Annotated in this window: 24 protein-coding genes and 2 tRNA genes; 9 read left to right on the top strand and 17 right to left on the bottom strand. The window is 72.8% G+C overall.

Annotation, left to right across the window (positions count from 1 at the left end):
- Positions 1–71: 71 nt before the first annotated feature.
- From ABT158_RS27110 to ABT158_RS27140, 7 genes are all read right to left on the bottom strand, one after another.
- A complete protein-coding gene (locus tag ABT158_RS27110) occupies positions 72–713 on the bottom strand; it encodes a response regulator (RefSeq protein ID WP_352357946.1) in 642 nt (213 codons plus the stop codon).
- Positions 710–1,828 carry a sensor histidine kinase gene (locus ABT158_RS27115; protein WP_352357948.1) on the bottom strand — a complete coding sequence of 373 codons (1,119 nt, stop codon included), beginning with the start codon at positions 1,826–1,828 and terminating at the stop codon, positions 710–712. The genes ABT158_RS27110 and ABT158_RS27115 overlap by 4 nt, the downstream gene beginning before the upstream one ends.
- A complete protein-coding gene (locus ABT158_RS27120) occupies positions 1,825–2,622 on the bottom strand; it encodes a hypothetical protein (protein WP_352357950.1) in 798 nt (265 codons plus the stop codon). The genes ABT158_RS27115 and ABT158_RS27120 overlap by 4 nt, the downstream gene beginning before the upstream one ends.
- A 139-nt stretch (positions 2,623–2,761) precedes the next feature.
- A tRNA-Ala gene (locus ABT158_RS27125) sits at positions 2,762–2,834 on the bottom strand.
- A 105-nt stretch (positions 2,835–2,939) separates the two neighbouring features.
- Positions 2,940–3,470: a Clp protease N-terminal domain-containing protein gene (locus ABT158_RS27130; RefSeq protein ID WP_352357952.1), complete on the bottom strand. Its 531-nt coding sequence runs from the start codon at positions 3,468–3,470 to the stop codon at positions 2,940–2,942.
- A 3-nt stretch (positions 3,471–3,473) separates the two neighbouring features.
- Positions 3,474–3,689 (bottom strand): hypothetical protein, encoded by a 216-nt coding sequence (locus tag ABT158_RS27135; protein ID WP_352357954.1) that lies wholly within the window; start codon positions 3,687–3,689, stop codon positions 3,474–3,476.
- Between the two features lie 50 nt (positions 3,690–3,739).
- On the bottom strand, positions 3,740–4,159 hold the full coding sequence (locus tag ABT158_RS27140; RefSeq protein ID WP_352357956.1) for a MarR family winged helix-turn-helix transcriptional regulator: 420 nt from the start codon (positions 4,157–4,159) through the stop codon (positions 3,740–3,742).
- A 50-nt stretch (positions 4,160–4,209) separates the two neighbouring features.
- Between ABT158_RS27140 and ABT158_RS27145 the strand changes: the two genes are divergently transcribed.
- Complete coding sequence (locus ABT158_RS27145; RefSeq protein ID WP_352357958.1) at positions 4,210–4,950, top strand: dienelactone hydrolase family protein; 741 nt, start codon at positions 4,210–4,212, stop codon at positions 4,948–4,950.
- Between the two features lie 25 nt (positions 4,951–4,975).
- On the opposite strand, the gene ABT158_RS27150 is transcribed toward ABT158_RS27145, so the two are convergent.
- The 5 genes from ABT158_RS27150 to ABT158_RS27170 all read right to left on the bottom strand — a co-directional run bounded on the left by ABT158_RS27150 (position 4,976) and on the right by ABT158_RS27170 (position 8,536).
- Positions 4,976–5,797, bottom strand: coding sequence for an alanyl-tRNA editing protein (locus ABT158_RS27150; RefSeq protein WP_352357960.1), 822 nt, complete (start codon positions 5,795–5,797; stop codon positions 4,976–4,978).
- Entirely contained in the window at positions 5,794–6,975 is a 1,182-nt protein-coding gene (locus ABT158_RS27155; RefSeq protein ID WP_352357962.1) for a CynX/NimT family MFS transporter, read from the bottom strand. The genes ABT158_RS27150 and ABT158_RS27155 overlap by 4 nt, the downstream gene beginning before the upstream one ends.
- A gap of 181 nt (positions 6,976–7,156) precedes the next feature.
- A complete protein-coding gene (locus ABT158_RS27160) occupies positions 7,157–7,768 on the bottom strand; it encodes an SRPBCC family protein (protein ID WP_352357964.1) in 612 nt (203 codons plus the stop codon).
- A 31-nt stretch (positions 7,769–7,799) separates the two neighbouring features.
- Positions 7,800–8,177, bottom strand: coding sequence for a hypothetical protein (locus ABT158_RS27165; protein ID WP_352357966.1), 378 nt, complete (start codon positions 8,175–8,177; stop codon positions 7,800–7,802).
- Positions 8,174–8,536 carry a hypothetical protein gene (locus ABT158_RS27170; RefSeq protein WP_352357968.1) on the bottom strand — a complete coding sequence of 121 codons (363 nt, stop codon included), beginning with the start codon at positions 8,534–8,536 and terminating at the stop codon, positions 8,174–8,176. Before ABT158_RS27170 ends, ABT158_RS27165 begins: the two co-directional genes overlap by 4 nt.
- A gap of 79 nt (positions 8,537–8,615) precedes the next feature.
- On the opposite strand from ABT158_RS27170, the gene ABT158_RS27175 reads away from it, so the two are divergent.
- Positions 8,616–9,110: a 2-thiouracil desulfurase family protein gene (locus ABT158_RS27175; protein WP_352357970.1), complete on the top strand. Its 495-nt coding sequence runs from the start codon at positions 8,616–8,618 to the stop codon at positions 9,108–9,110.
- Here the strand turns inward: ABT158_RS27175 and ABT158_RS27180 are convergent.
- Both ABT158_RS27180 and ABT158_RS27185 read right to left on the bottom strand, forming a co-directional pair.
- Positions 9,086–9,466: a hypothetical protein gene (locus ABT158_RS27180; RefSeq protein WP_352357972.1), complete on the bottom strand. Its 381-nt coding sequence runs from the start codon at positions 9,464–9,466 to the stop codon at positions 9,086–9,088. The genes ABT158_RS27175 and ABT158_RS27180 overlap by 25 nt on opposite strands.
- A gap of 41 nt (positions 9,467–9,507) precedes the next feature.
- Positions 9,508–10,107, bottom strand: coding sequence for a TetR/AcrR family transcriptional regulator (locus ABT158_RS27185; RefSeq protein WP_352357974.1), 600 nt, complete (start codon positions 10,105–10,107; stop codon positions 9,508–9,510).
- A 141-nt stretch (positions 10,108–10,248) separates the two neighbouring features.
- On the opposite strand from ABT158_RS27185, the gene ABT158_RS27190 reads away from it, so the two are divergent.
- From ABT158_RS27190 to ABT158_RS27205, 4 genes are all read left to right on the top strand, one after another.
- Positions 10,249–11,619: a Dyp-type peroxidase gene (locus ABT158_RS27190; RefSeq protein ID WP_352357976.1), complete on the top strand. Its 1,371-nt coding sequence runs from the start codon at positions 10,249–10,251 to the stop codon at positions 11,617–11,619.
- Positions 11,620–11,709: 90 nt separating this feature from the next.
- The gene (gene nhaA, locus ABT158_RS27195) at positions 11,710–13,506 is read left to right on the top strand and encodes a Na+/H+ antiporter NhaA (RefSeq protein WP_352357978.1); all 1,797 of its coding nucleotides are present in this window, start codon (positions 11,710–11,712) and stop codon (positions 13,504–13,506) included.
- 36 nt (positions 13,507–13,542) lie between these two features.
- Positions 13,543–14,019, top strand: a complete 477-nt coding sequence (locus ABT158_RS27200) for a hypothetical protein (protein ID WP_352357980.1) — start codon at positions 13,543–13,545, stop codon at positions 14,017–14,019.
- 84 nt (positions 14,020–14,103) lie between these two features.
- Positions 14,104–14,373, top strand: coding sequence for a hypothetical protein (locus tag ABT158_RS27205; RefSeq protein WP_352357982.1), 270 nt, complete (start codon positions 14,104–14,106; stop codon positions 14,371–14,373).
- Positions 14,374–14,394: 21 nt separating this feature from the next.
- Here ABT158_RS27205 and ABT158_RS27210 read toward each other — a convergent pair whose 3' ends face one another.
- Entirely contained in the window at positions 14,395–14,850 is a 456-nt protein-coding gene (locus ABT158_RS27210) for a hypothetical protein (protein WP_352357984.1), read from the bottom strand.
- Positions 14,851–14,896: 46 nt separating this feature from the next.
- Between ABT158_RS27210 and ABT158_RS27215 the strand changes: the two genes are divergently transcribed.
- Positions 14,897–15,868, top strand: coding sequence for a helix-turn-helix transcriptional regulator (locus ABT158_RS27215; protein WP_352357986.1), 972 nt, complete (start codon positions 14,897–14,899; stop codon positions 15,866–15,868).
- Positions 15,869–16,008: 140 nt separating this feature from the next.
- Positions 16,009–16,491: a hemerythrin domain-containing protein gene (locus tag ABT158_RS27220; protein WP_352357988.1), complete on the top strand. Its 483-nt coding sequence runs from the start codon at positions 16,009–16,011 to the stop codon at positions 16,489–16,491.
- Positions 16,492–16,536: 45 nt separating this feature from the next.
- Here the strand turns inward: ABT158_RS27220 and ABT158_RS27225 are convergent.
- Positions 16,537–16,609: transfer RNA gene (locus tag ABT158_RS27225), tRNA-Ala, on the bottom strand.
- 66 nt (positions 16,610–16,675) lie between these two features.
- On the bottom strand, positions 16,676–17,587 hold the full coding sequence (locus tag ABT158_RS27230; RefSeq protein WP_352357990.1) for a TetR/AcrR family transcriptional regulator C-terminal domain-containing protein: 912 nt from the start codon (positions 17,585–17,587) through the stop codon (positions 16,676–16,678).
- Between the two features lie 155 nt (positions 17,588–17,742).
- On the opposite strand from ABT158_RS27230, the gene ABT158_RS27235 reads away from it, so the two are divergent.
- Entirely contained in the window at positions 17,743–18,930 is a 1,188-nt protein-coding gene (locus tag ABT158_RS27235) for an FAD-dependent monooxygenase (RefSeq protein WP_352357992.1), read from the top strand.

Raw genomic sequence — 18,930 nt, forward strand, 5'->3', positions numbered from 1 at the left:
CAATGGTAGTGCCGATACATCATTCAGAGCATGAATGATTCGACGGCCCGTCGCGTCCGGTGCACGATCACTCAGGGGCGGCGGTTCAGTCCGTGCTCGTAGGCCCAGATGACCGCCTGGACCCGGTCGCGCAGCCCGAGCTTGGCCAGGATGCGGCCGACGTGGGTCTTGACGGTGCCCTCGGACAGGAACAGCGCGCCCGCGATCTCGGCGTTCGTCTCGCCCCAGGCGATGTGCCGCAGCACCTCCCGCTCCCGTTCGGTCAGCGGGTCGGGCCCGGCGTCCGGCAGGTGCGGCGCGACGTGGTCGAGCAGGCGGCGGGTGGTCGAGGGGGCGATCACCGCGTCCCCCCGGTGGACGGTCCGCACCGCGGCCAGCAGTTCCTCGGCGGGGGCGTCCTTGAGCAGGAAGCCCGACGCGCCGGCCCGCAGCGCGGCGAAGGCGTACTCGTCCAGGTCGAAGGTGGTCAGGACGATCACCTTGGGCGCGCCGGGGGTCGCCAGCAGCCGCCGGGTCGCCTCGACGCCGTCCATGCGCGGCATGCGGACGTCCATGAGCACCACGTCGGCCGTCACCCCGCGCAGCCCGGCCAGCGCCTCCATCCCGTCGCCCGCCTCCCCCACCACGCGCATGTCGTCCTGGGCGTCGATCACCATCACCGTGCCGGTGCGCACCAGCCGCTGGTCGTCCACGACGTACACGCCGATGGTCATGCCGGGTACGGAAGGCGGGCCTCGACGACGAACCCGCCTTCCTCCTCCGTCCGGACGTCCAGGGTCCCGCCCAGCGCGGTCACCCGCTCGCGCATGCCCGCCAGCCCGTTCCCCGGCCCGTCACCGCACGTCGTGGCGGAGGCGGTGCCGCCCGCGTCGCCGGCGGTGATGCGCAGGGCGTCGTCCGTCCACTCCAGCCGGAGGGTGCTGCGCGCGCCCGCGCCCGCGTGCTTGAGCGTGTTCGTCAGCGCCTCCTGCACCACGCGGTAGGCGACGAGGTCGGCCCCCGGCCCGAGGGGACGCGGCGTGCCGCGCACGATCTCCTGGACGGGCAGCCCGGCGTCCCTGGTCCGCGCCACCAGGTCCGGCAGGCCGGTCAGTCCGGGCGGCGGCCCGTCACCGGGCGTGGCGCGCAGCACGCCGACGGCGGCCCGCATGTCGGTGAGGGCCGCGCGTCCGGTCTCCTCGATCGCGGCCAGGATCTCGGCCGCCCGCGCGGGCGCGAACCGGCCGCCCCTGGCCTGGGCGACGATGACGGCCAGCGCGTGGGCGACCACGTCGTGCATCTCCCTGGCGATCCTGGCCCGTTCCTCGGCGGTGGCCCGCGCCGCGGCCTCGCCGGCCCGCTCCCGCAGCAGGTCGAGATGGGCGAGCTGGGTCCGCCGGTACAGGCCGAGCCCCCACGCCGCGACCACCACCGCGGCCAGCAGCGCCAGCAGCAGCCACGGGTCCGGCCCGAGCCCGGCCGCCGCGACGCTGGAGTCGGTCGCGAACCTGGCCGCCGCCGCCCCCGCCCCCGCCAGGCCGACCACCAGCGGCGGGTGCCGCCGGGCGTGGGCGGCACAGGAGTAGACCGCGAGCGGGAACAGCGCCGACGACGGCAGCACGAGGAACAGCCCGGTCACCGCGACCTGGACGGCGAAGGCCGCGGCGACCACGAGGAACGCCCACGTCCGCCGCCGGTACGCCACGGCCGCGTGCGCCGCCAGGCAGGCCCCCGCCAGCAGGACCGCCCGCACGCCGGGCGCCGACAACACCGCCACCGTCAGGGAGAGCGGGAACAGTGTCACCCCGGCGACCAGGGCCAGGACCACGTCGGCGCGGCGGGGCGTCATCGTGCCGTCGTGCGCTGGTAGGAGAGGGTGGCCCCGGCGACCGCGAGCCCGAACAGCAGCCAGCTCCCGTACACGACCGCGACCGCCGCCACCGTGGCGGGCTCGGACAGCGGCACGGGCCCGTGGGTGAGGCCGAGAAGCTGGGAGAACGTGCCGAGGACGGACATGGCTCCCATAGTGGTCAACATGGCGGCGCCCGTCCAACCGCCGGCCAGCACCAGCCGCCGCGGCAGCGACCGTCCCCACCTCTGCACGAGGGCCAGCGAGCCGGCCGCGCCGATGACCAGCATGATCGTCTCGCCGTACGGGAAGCCCTCGCCGTAGTCCGCGGGGCGCAGCAGGGTGCCGCCCGCCGACCAGTAGAGCTTGGCCAGGGGGTAGACGAACCCGAGGGCGAAGGCGGCGTACCCGAGCCAGGGCCCGGCGGGCACCCTGACGCGCGGCAGCAGCAGCGCGCCCAGCAGCGCGCAGCCCGCCAGGCTGAGCCCGCGCAGCGCCATCCCGGGCCAGTCGACCTGCGCGAACTCCCCGGCGGGGATGCCGGTGAGCGCGAAGAAGGCGCGGAAGACGTCGAGCACGAGCCCGCCCGCCGACCACAGCAACAGCAGGACGGGCAGCAGCCCCGCCGGATGCGGCCGCACCACGAAGACCGCCCCCACCCCGGCGGCCGGCACGGTCACCCAGTGCGGCGCGAACCCCATGGTGTACGGCAGCCCCGGCAGCGGCGCGAGCGCGAGCGCCACGACGAGCGCGAGGACGGAGAGCGCCGAGATCTGGAGTCGTTGAAGTCGCATGCCCTCGACGATCGCGGCTCCAGCCGGCCGCCCGCGTCTCCCCCAGGTCCGGACAAGAGGTGACCTGAGAGGTATTGACACGGCCTGGCGTAGGCACGAAAAAAGGTGACGCCCTCACGGACGCCACCTTCTTCTGCTGTGGAGCTATGGGGATTCGAACCCCAGACCTCCTCCATGCCATGGAGGCGCGCTACCAACTGCGCCATAGCCCCTTGCGATCACCAAGTGTATCGGACTTCCGGACCCCTCGCGTCACGCCGGATCCCGCGCCCCGGCAGGCCGGAGGAGCTCTCCGGCCCGCCCCGAACGGCGTGCCGTCAGGCGGCGCGGCGGGACGGGATGCCCGCCTCCCTGACCAGCGCGGCCACGTCGACCCCGGCCTCGCGGAGCAGGCGGCCGGCGCCGTTCGCGCCGTCGGCGAGCAGGCCCCACAGCAGCCGTTCGCCGGTGACCGGCCCCGGCTTCCACATGGCCACCTCGATCGCCTTCCTGGCGTGCATGGCCAGCGGGATCGTGCCCAGGGGCCCGTCCAGGGTGACGCGCAGCGGGCGCAGCCTGGACCGGCGCAGGGCCCACTGGCCGGGCGCGTCCGTCCCGGCCCTGGTGCGGCGGTGCACCTCGTCGAGGTCGATGCCTAGGGTGGCCAGCAGCGCACGGGCGTCGCCCAGGTCGACGCGCGCGCGCAGGCCGGCGCCGGAGGCGGTGAACGACGACAGCGAGAACGGCCGCACCTCGGCCACGCCCAGCAGCAGGAGGTCGGCGCCGAGCGTGGCGCGGTGGGCGTCGAGCGCGAGGATCCCGGCCCGGACCACCGCCCGGCGGGCGCCTTCCGTGAACCTGTCGAACACCTGCTACCTCCCCGTTCTGCGGGCGTGCTTGCGATGGGCGGACTGCCGCCGGACCCCGAGCGCGCCGGCGATCTGCTCCCACGACCACCCCGCCGCGCGGGCGTTGCTGACGTGGACGGCCTCCAGCTCCTCCAGCAGGGCCCTGAGCGCGGCCACCGCCGCGAGGCCCGTTCCGGGGTCGCGGTCGGCTGCCGCCCCGGCCAGTTCGGTGACGTCCATGGTGTCAGCATGTGCTGACAGCGGGCCGCTTGTCAACACATGCTGACGCCTCAGAGCCGTTCGGCCAGGTCGGCGAGGACGGGCAGGGCCGCGGCGAGGCGTTCGCGCTCGTCGGGGGTGAGGGAGTCGACGGCCGCGGCCAGGCGTTCGGTGATCACCTGTTCCCGGCTGACCAGCGCGGCGCGGCCGGAGCCGGTGATGGCGGTGATCACCCGCCGCCGGTCGGCCGGGTCGGGCTCGCGGGCCACCATGCCGCGCTGGTGGAGGCCGCCCAGGACGGTGCCGATCGCCTGGGCGGTGATGCGTTCCAGGTGCGCGAGCTGGGCCGAGGTGTGCGGCCCGTCCCGGTCGAGGCGGGAGAGCACGGCGAGCTCGGTGAACGACACGTCGTCGCCCGAGGCGTTGGTGTAAAGCTGCCGGATGCGGCGGGCGAGCCGCCCGACCGAGATCCGCAGTTCCTTGGCGAGCACAAAAGCCAAGTCTAGCTTTATCAATCCAGCTTTGGTAGTTTCCCGGCACTATGTGCTACGACAACGACGCCGCACCACCGCGCCCGCAACCGCCGATCACCGGCACCCGCTCCGCCGACCTCCGCCTGACCTCCGCCGACGGCACGTCGTTCGCCGCCTATGAGTCCCGCCCCGAGCGGGTGAGCGGGCCCGGCGTCGTGATCCTGCCCGACGTCCGCGGCCTGCACGGCTTCTACAAGCAGCTCACCGTACGGCTGGCCGAGCAGGGCCATCCGGCGCTCGCCCTCGACTACTACGGCAGGACCGCCACCGACGACGACCGCGGCGAGTCGTTCCAGGTCATGGCGCACATCCCCAAGCTGACCAGGGAGAACATCCAGGCCGACCTCCAGGCCGCGACCGAGCGCCTGGGACGTCCGGCGGTGGCGCTCGGCTTCTGCATGGGCGGCCGGAACGCGTTCTTCGCCTCGGCGCCCAGGTTCGGGTTCGCCGGCGTGATCGGGTTCTACGGCGCGCCGGGGATCGCCGGCCCGTACGGCCCCGGCCCCGCCCAGCATGCCGCCGAGCTGGGCGCGCCGATCCTCGGCCTGTTCGGCGGGGCCGACGAGGGCATCCCGGCCGACCAGGTGGCCGCGTTCGGGGCCGCACTGACCGGGGCCGGGGTGGAGCACGAGATCGTCGTCTACCCGGGCGCCCCGCACGGCTTCTTCGACGAGGCCCACGGCGAGCACGAGGCGATCTGCGCGGACGCGTGGCGCCGGGTCCTCGCCTTCCTGGCCGCGAGAGCCTGACCCGGGCTCCCGCAAAAGGGCTCGCCTAGCCGCAGGTGGTGCGCATGGTGAGGGCGGCCTCCTCCAGGGTGAACGCGACCTCGACCGTGCCCAGCTCGGCCGTGTCGCGCACGTGCGTGCCGCCGCACGGGATCGACGCCTCGCCCTCGGGCAGCGAGCAGTGCCAGGTGCGCAACGCGGTCAGACCGGGCCCCGGCACGTCGAGCCGGACCGGCGCCCGGGCCGCCACCCATATGCCGAGCTGCTCGTTCACCCGCCGGGCCAGCTCGGTCAGGTCCAGGTCGTCGGCGGAGAAGCCCTTCTTGCGCAGCGACTTGCCGAGGCGGTATTCGTCCACGCTGCCGTGCGGCAGGATGCGCGAGGAGGTGATCGCCGTCTGGTCGAAGTCGGGGTGGCCGAGCCGGTCCTGCCGCACCTCCTTGCGCCACCTGTCCGCGAGGGCCGCGTTGAGCGCCAGCGCGGCCAGGTGGCAGGCGGTGTGGCCGGCCGAGAGCGCCGCCCGGTAGCCGGCGTCCACCTCCAGGTCCACCTCCGCGCCGACGGGCAGCGGGGTGTCGGTGACGTGGACGACCAGCCACTCCCAGCCCTCGGCGCCCCGCCGGACCGGGATGGACTCGCCGACGAAGATCTCACCGTCGTTCGACTGGGCCCCTGTCACGCAGTCGAGGACCGGCAGCTCGCCGATCGTCCCCCGGTCTGCGGGCTGGTCGGGCCAGGTGTGGTCGAGGGGGTGGAACGGCGTCTCGGCGGTGACGAGGCCGTGCCGGTCCCCCACCGGCACGGCCCCGACAATCGGGGAACGGCCGCTGACCCGGCCGTTGGGGAAGGTGACGACAGTGGATCTCACCTGGTCATTGTGGCAGGGCGGCGCTCGTCCTCCAGATAGCGGTCGCGGCCGGCGTACAGGCCGGTGAGGAGCTGGACGGCGATCACGCCGAAGATCAGCACGTACGTCAGCGACCAGCCGCCGGTCATCTGGTAGATCACCCCGACCAGCAGCGGGCCGGCGCCGGCGATGAGATATCCGGCGCTCTGCCCGAAGGCCGACAGCGCGGCCGTGCTCTCCGGCGTACGGGTGCGCAGCCCCAGCATCACCAGCGCCAGCGGGAACGACCCCATGCCGACCGCCACGAACACCACCCAGACCATGGCGGTCGAGGAGGGCGCGAACCACAGCCCGAGGAAGCCGATCGCGTAGAACACGACCAGCCCCACGACGACCGGCCGCTGGTCGCGGAAGCGCGCGGCGATCGTCGGCACGAGGATCGAGACCGGGATGTTCAGGGCGGTGAACACGCCGAGCATGATCCCGGCCTGCGAGGAGGTGTATCCCCCGTCGGTCAGGATCGTGGCCAGCCACCCGAACATGATGTAGGCGATCATCGACTGGGTGCCGAAGTAGATCGCCACCATCCAGGCGAGCCTGCTCCTGAGCAGGGTCGAGATGCCCGCGTCCCGGCTGCCCGTGTCCCGCTCCGGCTCACTGCGCAGCAGCGCAAGCCACGGAATGGCGGCCACGGCGGCCAGGGCCGCCCACACGCCGAGCGCGATGTGCCAGTCCCCCGACGCGCGCTCGATCGGCACGGTCGCGGCGGCGGCCAGCATGGTGCCCGCCGCCAGGGCCGTGGTGTAGACGGTGGTCATGATCCCGGTACGCCCGGGGAAGTGACGCTTGATCAGCGTCGGGATGAGCACGTTGCCGACGGCGCCGCCGGACAGCGCGACCGCGCTGCTCAGCAGGAACACCGGGGCCGACCCGACCAGCGACCGGACCAGCATGCCCGTGCCGAGGGTGACCAGCGCCAGCAGCAGCAGCCGGTGCTCGCCGATCCGCCGGGCCAGGGTGGGGGTGACCGCGCCGACGCCGGCGAAGGCCAGCACGGGCAGCGTGGTGAGCAGGCCGGTGCCGACGCTGCTCATGCCGAGCGCCCCGGCGAGCTGGTCGAGCAGCGGCCCGACGCTGGTGACGGCCGTGCGCAGGTTCAGCGCCGCCAGAACGATGCCCAGCACGAGAAGCCACGCCAAGGGGGCGGTTCTGCCTGTTCTGCCACGGGCCTCTTGGGCGAGCACGCTCATGCTGGTCAGGTCCTCCACTCATCAAATCATGGGACGAATCACCACCTTAACAGGACCGAAATGTCCCTTTATTCCTGGACATGAGAAAGCCCCCGGGGCGGGGGCTGAGATTCTCGGGGGAGATCCCGTCCTACAGGATCGGGCTCGGGCCCTCCGGGGGCTGGTTGCGCGGGGGAACCGGGCCGGGGGGCGGCAGGGTGCCGCTCGGCGGGTAGTCGCCGCCGCCGACGGTGCCGGGCGGGACCGGCGCGCCGCTGTCGCCGTAGGTGGAGCCGTGCTCGTGCTGGTGGGCGCCGGGGACGTCGCCGCGCCAGCCGCCCGTCTCGCCGCCGCGCGACTCGATGAACGACTTGAACCGCTCCATGTCGTTCCTGATGCGCAGCCGGACGATCTGCAGCGCGTCGCCGACGGTCTCCACGACGCCCTCGGGGTCGTACTCCATCTGGAGGGTGACCTTGGTGGTGTCGGCGTCGATGCGGTGGAAGGTGACCACGCCCGCGTGGTGCGGCGAGTCCGTGCCGCGCCAGGCGACGCGCTCGTCGGGGTGCTGCTCGGTGATCTCGGCCTGGAACTCGCGGCGGACCCCGGCGATCTCGACCACCCACTCGGTGAGCGTGTCGGAGATCTGCTTGACGGACTCCACGCCCTCCATGAACTCGGGGAAGCTCTCGAACTGGGTCCACTGGTTGTAGGCCACGCGGATCGGGACGTTGACGTCTACTGAGTGCTCGATCGTGCTCATGGGGTCTGTCCCTGCCCGCGCACGCCCGGCGTTAACGCCTGCGCAGCAGCCAGTAGAGGCCCACGAAGGGCAGCAGCAGCGGGATGAACAGGTAGCCCTTGCCGTACGACGACCACACCGTGGCGTCGGGGAAGGCCGCCGGGTCGGCCACGCTCGCGGTGCCGATCAGCAGCACGCCGGCCAGCTCGATGACGAGCGCGCCGAGCGCGAGCCGGCGGGCGCCGCGCACGAGGGCGACGGTGAGCACGACGTAGACCAGCGCGGCGAACGCCGACAGCGCGTAGGCCAGCGGCGCCTCGCCGAACCTGGTGGCGATCTGCACCGCCGCCCGCGCCCCGGCCGCCAGCGAGAACAGCCCGTAGACGGCGACCAGCGCGCGCCCGGGGCCGGTGCCGATCGGCGCGCTCACGCCACGCCCTGCCAGATCTGCAGCAGCCGCGCGTTCATCACCGCGATCGCGAACCCGGCCACGACCAGGATCGCCGTGCCCCACCGGCTGCGCTCGGCCAGCGCGAGGAACACCCCGGCGGGCGGGATGAGCACCTGACCGCCGATGTACCCGAACAGCGTGGCCTTCTCCGGCGGCCCCTCGCCGCCGCTCACCGCCGCGATCACGAACCCGGCCTGCACCAGGATCGCCACCTCCAGCACGGCGAAGCCGACCAGCAGGACCATGCCCATGGGCCGGTCGCGGACGGCGACGACCAGACTCGCCAGCATGAGCAGCAGGGAGCCGGCGATGACGATCGTGGCGACGGTGGTGTTCATCGGGACACAGGTTAGCGCCCGTGCAGGTCGCCCTCGCCGCCGTCCCGCTGGTGCCGGTCGCGCTCGTAGGATCGGGGACGTGCAGAGAATCCTCGTCAGCGCCTGCCTGATGGGCCGCCGGGTCCGCTACGACGGCGGCGCGAAGACCAGCGCCGACGCCCTGCTCGCGGGCTGGCGGGCGGAGGGCCGGCTGGTGGTCTTCTGCCCCGAGGTGGCGGGCGGGCTGCCCGTTCCGCGCCCGGCGGCCGAGATCGAGGGCGGCGCTGGCGGGGCGGCGGTGCTCTCCGGCGACGCCCGCGTGCTGGCCGGCGACGGCTCCGACGTGACGGCCGAGTTCGTGGCGGGCGCGCGGGCGGCGCTTGAGGCCGCCCGCTCGGCCGGGGTCCGGCTGGCCGTGCTCAAGGAGGGCAGCCCCTCGTGCGGCGCGCTGGCGATCTATGACGGAACGTTCGGCAGCCGGCGGGTGCCGGGCCAGGGGGTGACCACCGCCCTGCTCGAAGCGCACGGCGTCCGGGTGTTCACCGAGGACCAGTTGCCCGAGGCGGCCGATCACCTGCGCGCTCTGGAGGCGTAGAAGGCCCCGGCCAGCCCGGCGGCCAGCAGCACCGCCATCGTGTCGTGGAACCAGGTGCTCAGGGTCGTGGCCGCCGACGGGTGCAGGGCCAGCGCCAGGATGCCGATCAGCACGCCGCCCAGGGCGCCCGCGTGGGTGTAGACCAGGCCGTCCCATGCCCACCGGCGGCGGGTCAGCGCGCCGTGGCCGCCGGCGAGCAGGCCCAGGGCGCACAACGTCTCCACGACCACCGCGGGCGGCACGACCGGCTGGGACAGCGGGCCGACCGTGAGGCCCGCGTGCAGCAGCGCGGCCCCGGCGAAGATCAGCGCGTAGGCCAGGGAGAGCGCGCCGAGGGCTTTGCGCAGTGCGTCCATGGGCTACACGCTCGCATCGTGGGGGGCCGGCGGAATCGTCCTCAGGGCGAAGGCCGCGGTACACCGCCCGTCGTAGCCAGCATGCGGCGGACGATCCGGATCACCTCGTCGATGGTCACCTGGGCGTCCCCGTCGGACTCGCAGGCCGCCACCTCGCGCCCGGCCTCGCCCATCACCGTGGTCAGCAGCACGACCAGCACGTTGCCCTCCGGCGTGTCCGCCAGGCCGAGCAGCCGCTTGTTGCCGCCGATCCACTCCCAGCCGCGCTGCCTGCGCAGGGTCGTGAACTCGGCCGGGCCGTCGTTCTCCAGGAACAGCCTGGCCACGTCGCGCTGCTCCCACGAGCCCTCCAGATAGGCGCGGGCGCCGGCCAGGAACCGTTCCGCGCCGGCGCCGGCGGTGGCCTTGGCCGCGCGGGAGGTGCGTTCCTCCTGGCTGCGCATGAACTGCTCCCACAGGGCGAGGAACAGGCCCGGCTTGCCGCCGAAATGGTGGTAGAGGCTGCCGACGCTGATGCCCGACGTCTCGACGATGTCGGCGACGGTGGCCTCGGCGTACCCCTTGGCCAGGAAGACCTCGCGGGCCGCGCGCAGCAGCGTGTCGCGGGTGCCGCTGGAACGTCCCCAGCCCCGGTTCTTCATCCGGTCATTATGTACGGGTCCGCCGGGTTTGATGTGGAAATCGAACCGACCTGATCAACGGGAAACTTTCTCGCATTCCCGGGAGTCGTACAGATGCAGGGGGCCCGATTCATTTCGAAACGGGGAAAGGATTCGGCGACAATGGCTGTCGACCTGAACAACGCACAACCCCTGGCCTGGGATTCGGCCAAGCTCGACGCGGACACCAAGGAGATGCTGGACAATCTCCAGCCCAACATTCTCCGCGCGCACGTGCGCGAGCATCTGTCCGTGCTGTTCGTCAGGTTCAACGACGTCGCCGCGGGAAAGGCGTTCCTGCGGCACGTCGCCGTCACGAAGATGAAGTCGGCGCGCCGGCACCTTGAGGAGGTGCGCGAGTTCGGCGCGAACGGCCGGCGCGGCACGCCGTACGTCGGCGTTGGCATCAGCAAGGCCGGCTACCGCGACCTCGGCCACTCCGTCGAGGACGTGCGCAGGTTCGGCGACAAGGCGTTCCGCGACGGCATGAAGCGGCGCGGCGCCGAGCTGGACGACCCGCCGGTGACCGAGTGGGAGCCCGCCTACCAGCGGGAGATCCACGCCGTCATCCTCATCGGCGACGCCCGCCAGGACCGGGTCGAGGAGCTGCGCGAGCAGATCCTCGGCGAGCTGCCCGCGAGCGCGCGGCTGCTCGGCGAGGAGACCGGCCACGGCATGCGCAACCCGGCCGGCGACGGCATCGAGCACTTCGGGTACGTGGACGGCCGCAGCCAGCCGCTGTTCGTGCGGGACGAGGTGGACAAGGAGCCGAAGGAGCACTGGGACCCCGCCTTCCCGCTCTCCAACATCCTGGTCGCCGACCCCTTCGCGCCGCACCCGGAGCGGCATTTCGGCAGCTACCTGGTCTTCAGGAAGCTGGAGCAGAACGTACGGGCGTTCAAGGAGATCGAGCAGGACCTGGCCGACGCCCTCGGCCTGCTCGGCGCCGACCGCGACCGCGCGGGCGCCATGCTCGTCGGCCGCTTCAAGGACGGCACCCCCGTCACGCTCAAGCAGAAGCCGGGCGGGGGCCCGGTTGCCAACGACTTCACCTTCGACGACGACCCGGGCTCGAAGTGCCCCTTCAGCGGGCACATCAGGAAGACGAACCCGCGATCGTTCGGCCGTGAGGTCCTCATGGCCCGCCGGGGCCAGACCTACGGCGACCGCACCGACGACCCCTGGGACGACTCCCCGCCCGGCAGCCGCCCGAGCGGCGAGGTCGGCCTGCTGTTCATGGCGTTCAACAGCAGCCTGCTCGCCCAGTTCGAGTTCACCCAGCAGAGCTGGGCGAACAACGAGGACTTCCAGAACCCGGCGACCGGCCACGACCCGCTCATCGGGCAGGGAGCCCGCGAGGCCAAGGTGAGCTGGCCGAAGGTGTGGGGCCGGGCCGAGCCGTCGGCCCCGCAGGCGCAGGTCGCGCAGACGATCACGATGAAGGGCGGCGAGTACTTCTTCGCGCCGTCCCTGGCCTATCTCCGCAACCTGTGACCCCCCGGGCCCGGCGGGGAACACCCCCCGCCGGGCCCGGCCGCCTCCGGGGCGGGTTCTAAGATCGGATCTCCGGGGGGAGATCTGACGATGTTGCGGGCGTTCTTCAAGACAGAGGCGGGCAGCACGAGCGTGCTGCTCGTGGCCACCGCCCTGGCCATGGTCTGGGCCAACTCGCCGTGGGCCGGGACCTACGAGTCGTTCTGGCACCTGCCCATGGGCATCTCGTTCGGCGACGCGGTGTTCTCCCTCGACCTGCGCCACTGGGTCAACGACGGCCTCATGAGCGTGTTCTTCTTCCTGATCGGCCTGGAGGTCTCCTACGAGGTGCGGCTCGGGCAGCTCAGGGACCGGCGGCTGATCGCCGTCCCGGCCGTGGCCGCGCTCGGCGGGATGCTGGTGCCCGCCGGCGTCTACCTCGCGCTCAACCTCGGCGGCCCCGGCGCGGGCGGGTGGGGTGTGCCGATCGCCACCGACACCGCGTTCGTGCTGGGCGTGCTGGCCGTCGTCGGCGCGCGCTGTCCCGACCCGCTGCGGGCGTTCCTGCTGACGCTGGCCATCGTGGACGACGTGCTGGCCATCATGATCATCGCGATCTTCTACACGGCCGGCCTCCAGCTCACCGCGCTCGTCGTGGCCGTCGTGCTGCTGGCGGCGATCGTGCTGCTGCGCTGGCTGAAGATCTGGCGGGCGCCGGCCTACATCGCGCTCGGGTTCGGCTTGTGGGTCGCGACGCTGGAGAGCGGCATCCATCCGACGCTCGTGGGCATCGCGCTCGGCGTCCTCGTGTTCGTCTACGCCCCCAGCGACCAGAAGCTGCTGCTGGCGGGCGAGGCCGTCCAGGAGTTCACCACCGAGCCGAGCGCGCGGGCGGCCAGGGAGGCCTCGCGGCGCGTGCAGCGTGCCGTCTCGGTCAACGAACGGCTCCAGCTCCGCCTGCATCCCTGGAGCAGCTACGTGATCGTGCCGGTGTTCGCCCTGGCCAACGCCGGGGTGCGGCTCGACGGCGAGACCCTGCGGGCGGCGCTGACCTCGCCGATCTCCCTCGGCATCGCGCTGGGGCTGCTGCTCGGGAAGTTCGCCGGGATCTCGCTCGGCACGTGGCTGCCGCTGCGGTTCGGCTGGGGCATCCTGCCAGGGAACCTGGTGTGGGGGCAGCTGCTGGGCGGCGCGGCGGTGTCCGGCATCGGGTTCACGGTGGCGCTGTTCATCGTCGACCTGGCCTTCGACGACCCGGCGATCCAGAGCCAGGCCAAGATCGGCATCCTGGCCGGGTCGTTGTTGTCCGCCGCGCTGGGCTGGGTGGTCTTCCGGCTGGCCTGGGACCGGGGCGGCGTCTGCGCGCCGCCCGAGGCCGAGCCCGACGAGGAGCTGCCCGACGTGCTGTCGGTGCCGGTCGGCCCTGACGACCACGTACGGGGTCCGGCGACCGCCAAGGTGACCATCGTCGAGTACGGCGACTTCGAGTGCCCCTACTGCGGCCGGCTCCACCCCGTCCTGGACGAGATCCTGCGCCGCAACCCCGACGTCCGGCTGGTCTTCCGGCACTTCCCGATCCGGACGCTGCACCCCCGGGCCGCGTCCGCCGCCGTCGTCGCCGAGGCCGCCGCCGACCGCGGCCGGTTCTGGGAGATGCACGACATCCTCTACGACAACCAGCGTTTCCTCACCGACGCCGACCTCGAACACTACGCCGCCGAGCTCGACGTCGACCCCTGGGCGGACGTGGCCGGGCACGCCTCCCGCATCGCGCTCGACGAGGCGTCGGGCAAGGAGAGCGGCGTGCGCGGCACCCCCACCCTGTTCCTGAACGGCCGCCGCCACAAGGGCGGCCTCGACCTGCAGTCGATCACCCGTGCGGTGGAAGAACTGCGCGGATCCCCGTAACGTCGCCCGAGTCCCCCTTCTGGCTGGAGTCGCCCCATGAGTTTCCTCAACATGCTCACGAACCTGCTCCCCACCCTCATCACCGCCCTGCTGCTGGTGGTGGGCATCGTCCTGATCGGGATGAACAGACGGCACGTGGGCCGCGCGGCCACCCTCGGCATGTCGGGCTGCGGCCTGCTGCTGATCGGCACGCTGATCAACCTCGTCCTGAGCATCCTGACCCAGACGCTGATCGAGTCGTACGGCTCCAGCATGATGGCCGTCCTGCCGTTCGCCTACCTCATCTCCTCGCTGTTCCACCTGACCGGCATCGGGCTGCTGATCTGGGCCGTCGTCGCGCGCCGCGCCGCCCCCCAGCAGCAGCGGCCGCAGGGTCCCGGCTGGCAGCAGCCCCAGCAGCCGTACCACCAGCCCTACCAGCAGCCCGGCCCCCAGGGCGGCCCCCAGCCCGGCCCGCAGGGTGGCTGGCAGCCGCCGCAGCCGCCGCACGGGGGCGATCAGAGCGGTTACTGAGCCTTCCGACGTCTGGACCGCGTTTCACCGGCAAGTATGACAATGTCGATGAAACCCACCTCCAGAGCCGCGTCTGAGGGGATCATGAAGCGAGAGCCGCAGGAGCCGGACCCGAACCAGACCGTCCGACATCGTGTCCCGCACCCGGAGCACCCTCCCCAGGGCCCCCCGGAGGCGCCGTACACGCAGAGCCTGCCCTACACCCCCGACATGCTCCCCGACGTCCCCCTGTACGAGCCCCCGCCGCCGCCGAAGTCGGCCTGGCGGTGGGTGGTCCTGGTGGGCGGGCTCCTGCTGCTGGTCGCGGTGCTGGCCGTGGCCACGGTCCTGTGGGTGCGCGGCCAGGCGTCCTGAGGGCCGGACGAAGCCCCTCGGTCAGGACGTCCGGGTGAAATCCATCGTCCAGTTGGTCTCCCAGGTCTGGCCGTCGTCCGCCGAGAAGGCCTGCTCCCACCTGGCCCGGTGCTCGTCGACGACGGTCCAGATGAACCGGCAGCGCACCGGCCGGCCCTCGTGGGTCTCCTCGCCGTAGAACTCGCCCCGGTTCCCGGTGAACGCGCCCACCATGGGCCGGGTGTCCAGCGTGCCGGTCGCGCTGCTGGCCCAGTAGATCGACCACTGCCGGGTGGCGGGGTTGTAGACGCGCACGGTCATCCCGTGCCGGCCCTTGGTGGGGAAGGCGATCTCGTCGACGCTGGCCGCGCCGTCGAAGTGCCGGGTCGCGACCGAGCGGCCGGGGAACTCGTCCCATTCGTCGCTGCCGGCCAGCGGCTTGAGGAGCTTGCGGTTGGCCACGTCCCAGGTGCCGGCGAGGAAGTCGAAGTCGTTCATGCGGGCGAACGTACGGCCGGGTCACTGACATGTAGTGTCAGTGACCGTGCGCGCCTCCCGCCTGGTCTCGATCCTGCTGCTGTTGCAGACGCGCGGCCGCATGACGGCCCACGACCTCGCCGAGCGCCTGGAGGTCTCCGTCCGCACGATCTACCGCGACATGGAGTCCCTGCACGCCGCCGGCATCCCGCTCTACGGCGACGCCGGGCCCAACGGCGGCTACCAGCTCCTCGCCGGCTACCGCACCCGCCTCACCGGGCTGACCGCCGACGAGGCCGAGTCGTTGTTCCTGGCCGGGCTGCCGGGGCCGGCGGCCGAGCTGGGCCTCGGCGCGGTGGTGACCGCCGCCCAGCTCAAGCTGATGGCCGCGCTCCCCGTCGAGCTGCGCGACCGCGCGGGCCGCATCCAGGAGCGCTTCCATCTCGACGCGCCCTCCTGGTACCGGGACGCCGAGCCGGTCACGTACCTGCCGGCCGTGGCCGACGCCGTGTGGAACGAGCGGCCCGTCCAGGTCACCTACCGGCGGTGGAAGGCGCCGCAGGAGGTGGAACGGCGGCTGGAGCCGTACGGGCTGGTGGTCAAGGCGGGCCGCTGGTACCTGGTGGCGCGCTGCGGCGAGCACGTACGCACCTACCGCGTCTCCCAGATCCTCGACCTGCACGCCCTCCCGGAGACGTTCGCCAGGCCGGACGACTTCTCCCTGGCGGCGTACTGGCAGGGATACCTGGCCGAGTTCGAGGCCCGGCTGCGGCGCGGCGAGGCGGTGGTGCGGCTGTCGCCGCGCGGCCTGGAACGCCTGCCCGACCTCATGACGCCCGGCGTCGCGGCGGCCGCCCGGGAGACCGCCGAGCCGCCGGACGCCGAGGGCTGGACGCGGGTCACCCTGCCGATCGAGTCGCACGACCACGCGCTCGGCGAGTTCCTGCGGCTCGGGACTGACGTCGAGGTGCTGTCCCCGCCCGCGCTGCGCGAGGCCCTGGGCGCGGCGGCGGCCGAGCTGGCCCGGCGCTACGCCTGACGCCGGGGACCCGCCGCTCCAGGGCCGGGCCTTCACGGGGCTCGGCCCGCCGAGTTGATTCGCCGCGAAAAGCATGATCTGATCCCGGATCAGCGTCGCAGTGCACCCGGCCAGGAGACCGCCGCGGGCATGGAGGCGCCGTGACATCGGACACGACCATGAACGACTTCCCCGAGCCGGCCCGCCGTCTGGCGGCCTTCGGCAACCAGCTGATCGACGTGCACCTCCGGCTCCGCGAGGAGCTGGCCAGGCTGCGCGAGACCGCCGGCCGCGGCGGCTCCCTGCGCGACCTGCGCACCCACTGCCTGACCTTCTGCTCGGCGATCACCACCCACCACACCGGCGAGGACGCCACGGCCTTCCCGGTGCTGGCCGCCGAGTTCCCCGAACTGCGCCCCGTCCTTGCGGAGCTGCGCCGGGACCACGAGCAGGTGGCCGCCATCCTGCGCGACTTGGAGACCCTGCTGACCGCCGACGCGCCCGCCACCCGTGACGTGCGCACCGAGCTGGACGGCCTGTCGGCCCTGCTGGAATCGCACTTCGTCTACGAGGAGAAGCGGATCGTCGCCGCCCTCAACGCCCTGCCCGCCGCGACGTGGCGGGCTCCGGCGTTCCTGGACTGACACGCGGCCGGGCCCGATCTGCCCGAACCAGGGAAACAATCTGTGTGGAGCTATGGGGATTCGAACCCCAGACCTCCTCCATGCCATGGAGGCGCGCTACCAACTGCGCCATAGCCCCTGGTCACCGCTGCGGGATCACCCGTTGCGGCGCTCCGAGAGCATATAGCCATCCGCGCCCTTTCGCCTAATCGCCCGGCCGCCGTCCCCGCTGCGCCCGTGCCACCAGCACGGCGAGCCCGTCGAGCTGCCCACGCAGCCCGAACTCGAAGACGGAGTCCAGGTCCAGATCCACCCCGGGATCCGTGACCACCTTCGCCAGGGTCGGGAAGGCGCCGGAGGCGAACAACTCCGCCATCTCCCCTTCGTGCTCGCTCAGCCAGTCGTCCTCGGTCACCCCGGTCTCGGTACGCGCCTGCAGCTCCGCCTCCAGGGTCACGGCGGCGCCCCGGACGAAGCTCACCAGGGACACGGCGGCGTGCAGCATGGTGCCGGCGTCGAGGCCGAGCCCGTCCAGTGCGCGCAGCAGCCGTTCGGTGGACGCCATGCCGTTGGGCACGAGCTGCGGCCGGGTCAGCGAGACCGCCTGCGCCAGCCACGGATGCCGCAGGTGCACCCGCCACAGCTGCCGCAGCTCCAGCTCCAGCCGGGCCCGCCAGCCGCGCGGCGGCTGCCCGGCGGGCGGCTCCTCGCCGTAGACGGCGTCGATCATGAGCCGGACGAGCTCGTCCTTGCCCGCCACGTGCCGGTACAGGGACATGGCCGAGGCGTCGAGCTCGGCGGCCAGGCGGCGCATCGACACGGCGGCCAGCCCCTCCCGGTCGGCGACCCTGATCGCCTCGCGCACGACGCGCCGCGCGGTGAGGTCCTGCGCCGCCCGCCGCACGGGCCCGGCGACCACGGTCCCGACCCCCGGCACGGCCCGCGTGAGCCCCTCCTCGCGCAGCCTGCCGAGGGCCCTGGTCGCGGTGGCCATCGCCACGCCCCACTCGCGGATGATCTGCCGGGTCGAGGGCACCTTGTCCCCCGGCGCCAGCTCGCCGGCGGCGATGCGGTCACGCAGCTCCGCCACGATCCGCAGATACACGGGCCGATCCACGGCCACCCCTTACTCAGCACTAGTGCACCAGGCTCGGCGCACCCGTCCGCACCTTCTCACCGCACTAGTGCGCCGGGCGACCCTCTTGCCTGCCGGAAAACCGGAACCTACGGTACGCGTACAACGTACATGGCGCACTACCAAAGGAGGCAACCGTGAAGGCCGTACTCATCTCCGGCGGCGGCGTCGCCGGGCCCACGCTCGCCCACTGGCTGGGCCGCCTCGGGTTCCGCCCGACCGTCGTCGAACGCGCCCCCGCCCTGCGCACCGGCGGCCAGGCCGTCGACTTCCGTGGCGGACCCCAGTTGGAGGTCCTGAGGCGCATGGGCGTGCTGGACGCCATCAGGGCGGCCCAGACCGGCATGGGCGACATCGCCATCGTCGACGGCGGCGGCAGACGGCTGGCCAGGCTGCCGTCGGAGGTGTTCAGCGGCGACGTGGAGATCCTGCGCGGCGACCTGACCCGCATCCTGAACGAGGCCGCCCCCGCCGAACGCCTCCTCGGCGACTCGATCACCTCCCTGACCGAGCGCCCCGACGGCGTGCACGTGACCTTCGAAAAGGCCGCACCCCGCACGTTCGACCTGGTCGTCGGCGCGGACGGCATCCGCAGCAAGGTGCGCGAGCTGGCCTTCCCTGCCACTCCCCTGCGCCATCTCGGCTTCTACGGCGCCGTCTTCTCCGTCCCCGGCACGTACGGGCTGGACCACGACGGCCTGATGCACAACGTGCCGGGCCGCTGCGCCACCATCGTCCGGACGAACGGCCGGACCAGGGCCTCGCTCGACTTCGCCACGCCCCCGCTCGACGTCGGCCACCGCGACCAGGCGGCGCAGCGGGCCCTGGTGGCGCGGGCGTTCCAGGGAGTGGGCTGGCAGGTCCCGTCCCTGCTGGCGGCCATGGACAGGGCCGAGGACTTCTACTTCTGGCAGGCCGCCCAGGTCGTGCTGCCCCGGTGGTCGTCCGGCCGGGTGGCGCTGGTCGGCGACGCCGGGTACGCCCCCGGCCCCGGCGGCATGGGCACGGGGCTCGGGATGATCGGCGCGTACGTGCTGGCCGCCGAGCTGGCCGCGGCCCCCGGCGACCACAGCGCCGCCTTCGAGGCCTACGAGCGGCGGATGCGACCGTACGTCGAGGTGTGCCAGAAGCAGGCCGAGGGGGCCGACAAATACCTCGTGCCGGGCACGCGGGCGCGGATCCGGCTGCGGAACCAGATGATGCGCATGCTGCCGTACCTGCCGGGCAAGGGCATGGTCAAGCGGATGACGGACAAGGCCGCGAGCGCCGTCACGCTGCCGGACCATCCCCGGCAGGGCGCTCGCCGCCCCGCGCAGCCGGCCTGA

The organism is Nonomuraea sp. NPDC001636 (assembly GCF_040298265.1).
Classification (GTDB): Bacteria; Actinomycetota; Actinomycetes; order Streptosporangiales; family Streptosporangiaceae; genus Nonomuraea.